At 66.3% G+C, this 3,507-nt stretch carries 3 protein-coding genes and 1 pseudogene; all 4 read right to left on the bottom strand.

The window, feature by feature from the left end:
- Window positions 1-747 (bottom strand): AAA family ATPase (locus WAZ62_RS17010; RefSeq protein ID WP_422644727.1); only part of this gene is annotated, 747 nt, incomplete at its 3' end.
- 39 nt (window positions 748-786) lie between these two features.
- Complete coding sequence (locus tag WAZ62_RS17005; RefSeq protein WP_422644726.1) at window positions 787-1,635, bottom strand: outer membrane protein assembly factor BamD; 849 nt, start codon at window positions 1,633-1,635, stop codon at window positions 787-789.
- A gap of 188 nt (window positions 1,636-1,823) precedes the next feature.
- The gene (lpxC, locus tag WAZ62_RS17000) at window positions 1,824-2,756 is read right to left on the bottom strand and encodes a UDP-3-O-acyl-N-acetylglucosamine deacetylase (RefSeq protein WP_422644725.1); all 933 of its coding nucleotides are present in this window, start codon (window positions 2,754-2,756) and stop codon (window positions 1,824-1,826) included.
- A gap of 179 nt (window positions 2,757-2,935) precedes the next feature.
- Window positions 2,936-3,507 (bottom strand): annotated as a pseudogene (locus WAZ62_RS16995) (hypothetical protein); the annotation flags it as partial.

Raw genomic sequence — 3,507 nt, 5'->3', positions numbered from 1 at the left:
GCGCTGGGCGGCGCGCAGCTTGGTCTCGATGCCGCCGCCTTCGGCCAGCATGCCGGCCACTTCGTCGAGATCGCCGGCGGCGCGGGCGCCTTCCTGCATCAGGTGGCGTTCGGCGGACAGTTTTTCTTCCTCGCCCGGCTCGGGACCGAGCTGGCGGAGTTCCGCGACGACATGGCGAAGATATTCCTCGTCGCGGCGGGCTTCCTGCAGCTTGGCCTCGGCGGCGGCGAGTTCGGCGGCGGCCGTCGCATGGGCCGCATGGGCCTGCCGCACCGCCGCGATCAAAGCGCCATGGCCGGCGAAGGCATCGAGAAGATCGCGGTGGCCGGCGGGATTGAGCAGGCCCCGGTCGTCGTGCTGGCCATGGGCTTCGATCAGCAGGGCGCCGATCTGGGCCAGCAGGCCGACACTGGCCGATTGATCGTCGACAAAGGCGCGGCTGCGGCCGTCCTTGGTCACGATCCGGCGCAACACCAGCGTATCGCCGGTTTGCCAGCCCTGATCCCGCAACAGGGTTTCCACCGCATGGCCCGGCGGCAGGATGAATTCGGCGCTGATCACCGCCTGATCGGCGCCCGGCCGCACCAGGCCGGAATCGGCGCGCGCGCCGAGGGCAAGACCAAGGGAATCGAGCAGAATCGATTTGCCGGCGCCGGTTTCACCGGTCAGCACGGTCAGTCCCGAGGTGAAATCGAGATCCAGGCGCTCGATCAGCACCACGTCACGAATGGCGAGTCGAAGCAGCATGGCGGTGCAGAAGCGGGCCGTTCGGCCCGCCCCCCAAAATCAGAACAGGGAATCGAGTGTATTGTCGAAGGCGCGGGTGATCCACGACCGCTCGTCGCTGACCGGACGCAGGTTGGCGTCGGTCAGCAGGGCGTAAGAATCCTGATACCAGCTGCTGCCCGGATAATTGTAGCCGAGCACGGCGCCGGCCGCCTGGGCCTCGCGCGACAGGCCGAGGGCAAGATAGGTCTCGACCAGACGATCCAGCGCTTCGGGCACATGGGTCGTGGTCTGATACTTCTCGATCACGATGCGGTAGCGATTGACCGCCGCCAGATACTGCTTGCGCTTCTGGTAATAGCGGCCGACTTCCATTTCCTTGCCCGCGAGGTGATCGCGGGTCAGGTCGAGCTTCAGCCGGGCGTCGCGGGCGTAATCCGTATCGGGAAAGCGGCGCACCACTTCCGACAGGGCGGCCAGCGCCAGCTCGGTGTTCTTCTGGTCGCGGCCCACGTCGACGATCTGGCTGTAGTAGCAGACGGCGACGAGATAATAGGCATAGGCCGCATCCTTGTTGCCGGGGTGCAACTGGATGAAGCGCTGCGCGGTATCGATCGCGTCCGGATATTTCTCGGCCTGATAATAGGCGAAGGCCGCCATCAGCTGGGCCTTGGTCGCCCAGATCGAATAGGGGTGCTGGCGCTCGACCTCGAGGAAGAGATCGGCTGCCTTGTTGTAGCGTTCGTCCGCGAGGGCGTCGGCCGCCTCGTTGTAGAGCGGCTCCACCGGCTTCTCGACATAAGCCTCGGGCTCGCTGTTGGAGGAACAGGCGGCAAGTGTGGCGACGACGACGGCCAGGGCCGCGAAACGTAGGCGCGCAAAGGTACCAATGGGCGACACGAGCGTCACGGCCTCCGGCTATCCAAACAGCAAGAATCAGACAATCACTTCAAGGGCGACTGCCATGGAAACGGCGTCACGCTACACCAGCGACGGCGGCGCGCCAACCATTGAGAATCCCCCTCGAAACCCGGTCCCGCAGACGAAAACGGCGGCCGCTGAAGCGGCCGCCGCCATCAAAGCGATGCTGTTTCCGGTCAGAGCGGGGCGGCCACGCTGGCGCTGGCCCAGGCGGCGCCGCTCTGGCTCTCGACCTCCTCGACCGCGGCGACATAGGTCCAGGCGGTGCGATCGGCGAAGAGCGCGTAAAGCAGCTTGTTGTTCAGCGCATGGCCCGACTTGAAGCCCTCGAAACGGCCGATGATCGGCGCCCCGGCGAGATAGAGATCGCCCAGCGCGTCGAGCGCCTTGTGGCGGACGAATTCATCGTCGAAGCGCAGGCCTTCGGGATTCATGATCGCGTCGCCGTCGACCACCACCGCATTGTCGAGGCTACCGCCGAGCGCCAGGCCCCTGGAACGGAGAAATTCGACCTCCTCCCGGAACCCGAACGTGCGGGCACCCGACAGAAGCTCGGCGAAACCGCCGTCGCCGAGGTCATAGGAGCCGCTGCGCCGGTCGATCGCCTTCGACGGGAAATCGATCTCGAAGTCGATGCCGAAGCCCTCGCCGGGGACCAGGGCGGCGAACTTGCCATCCACCTGGATCTCGACCCGCTTCAGGATCTTGATCGCGCGGCGCGGCGGACGCTGGTTCCTGGTGCCCACGCGCTCGATCATCTCGACGAAGGGCTTGGCCGAACCGTCGAGGATCGGCAACTCCGGCCCGTCGATCTCGATCACCACATTGTCGATGTGAAGACCGGAGAGGGCCGCCATCAGATGCTCGACCGTGCGCACCGAAACCCCGGCGCCATTGACGAGAACGGTGCACAGCGTGGTGTCGCGGACATGGTCGTAAAGCGCCGGGATCATGTTGTCCCGGCCGGTGACATCGGTGCGGCGAAAGAAAATGCCGTGGTCGCTGGGCGCAGGGACGAGGGTGACGCGAACCGGTGCACCCGTGTGCAGGCCGACGCCATCCAGCGACACCCTGGCCGCCACCGTCTTCTGTGCCTCGAGAGCGATCACCGGAAACCTCGTCGATAAGCAGGCCACTGAATCAACAGACTCTGAGCACCCGCAAAAAAACTGCCGGTGCCAGATGTAAGTCCTGGCACCGGCAGACTCAAATCACTCTTTGTTACGGAAGGTTACAGATGCAAGCCATTGATTTTGCTTGCCTTTACAACCTTCCGTGACAGTCCTGTTCAGTTCGCCTGACGCCGCAGGAAAGCCGGAATTTCCAGCTGGTCGTCCGCGCTGCGCGGCTGGGCCTGACGCTCGGAGCCTTCCATCCGGCCGAGCAGCGACGGGTTCTGCGGGGCCGCGACGGGGGCTTGCGGCTGCTGCTGGGGCTGCGTGACCTGCTGCAGCATCGGCTGGGGCGCCGGGGTCTGGGGCTGGGCCTGACCGACCGAGATCGCCGCCGAGCCTTGCGCCTGCGGCTGACCGGCATAGGTCGGACGGCGGGCATAGCCATAGGGTGCCTGCGGGGCCTGGGCCATCGGCTGGGCCTGATGGTACTGCGGCTGCGGCGCCTGGGCCCGGGGGCCATTGCCGGTCATCTTGTCGAGGAGCGAACGGAACCCCCCGCGCTTGGCCGGCGCCGGTTCCATCTGTTCGCGAATCGGCTGGGCACCGCCCAGATCGACGCGCGGACCACCCTGGGGCGCCTGCTGATAGACCGGCTGCTGGTACTGCGGCTGCGGCGGATAGACCGGGGCCGGAGCCTCGGCGACCGCCTGCTGGGGCGCGGGCGCCTCGAACATGGGGGCCTGGG

The organism is Zavarzinia sp. (genome assembly GCF_049306435.1).
GTDB lineage: Bacteria > Pseudomonadota > Alphaproteobacteria > Zavarziniales > Zavarziniaceae > Zavarzinia.
Note: the sequence above shows the minus strand (reverse complement) of the source record. Positions and strands in the feature narration are given on the sequence as shown.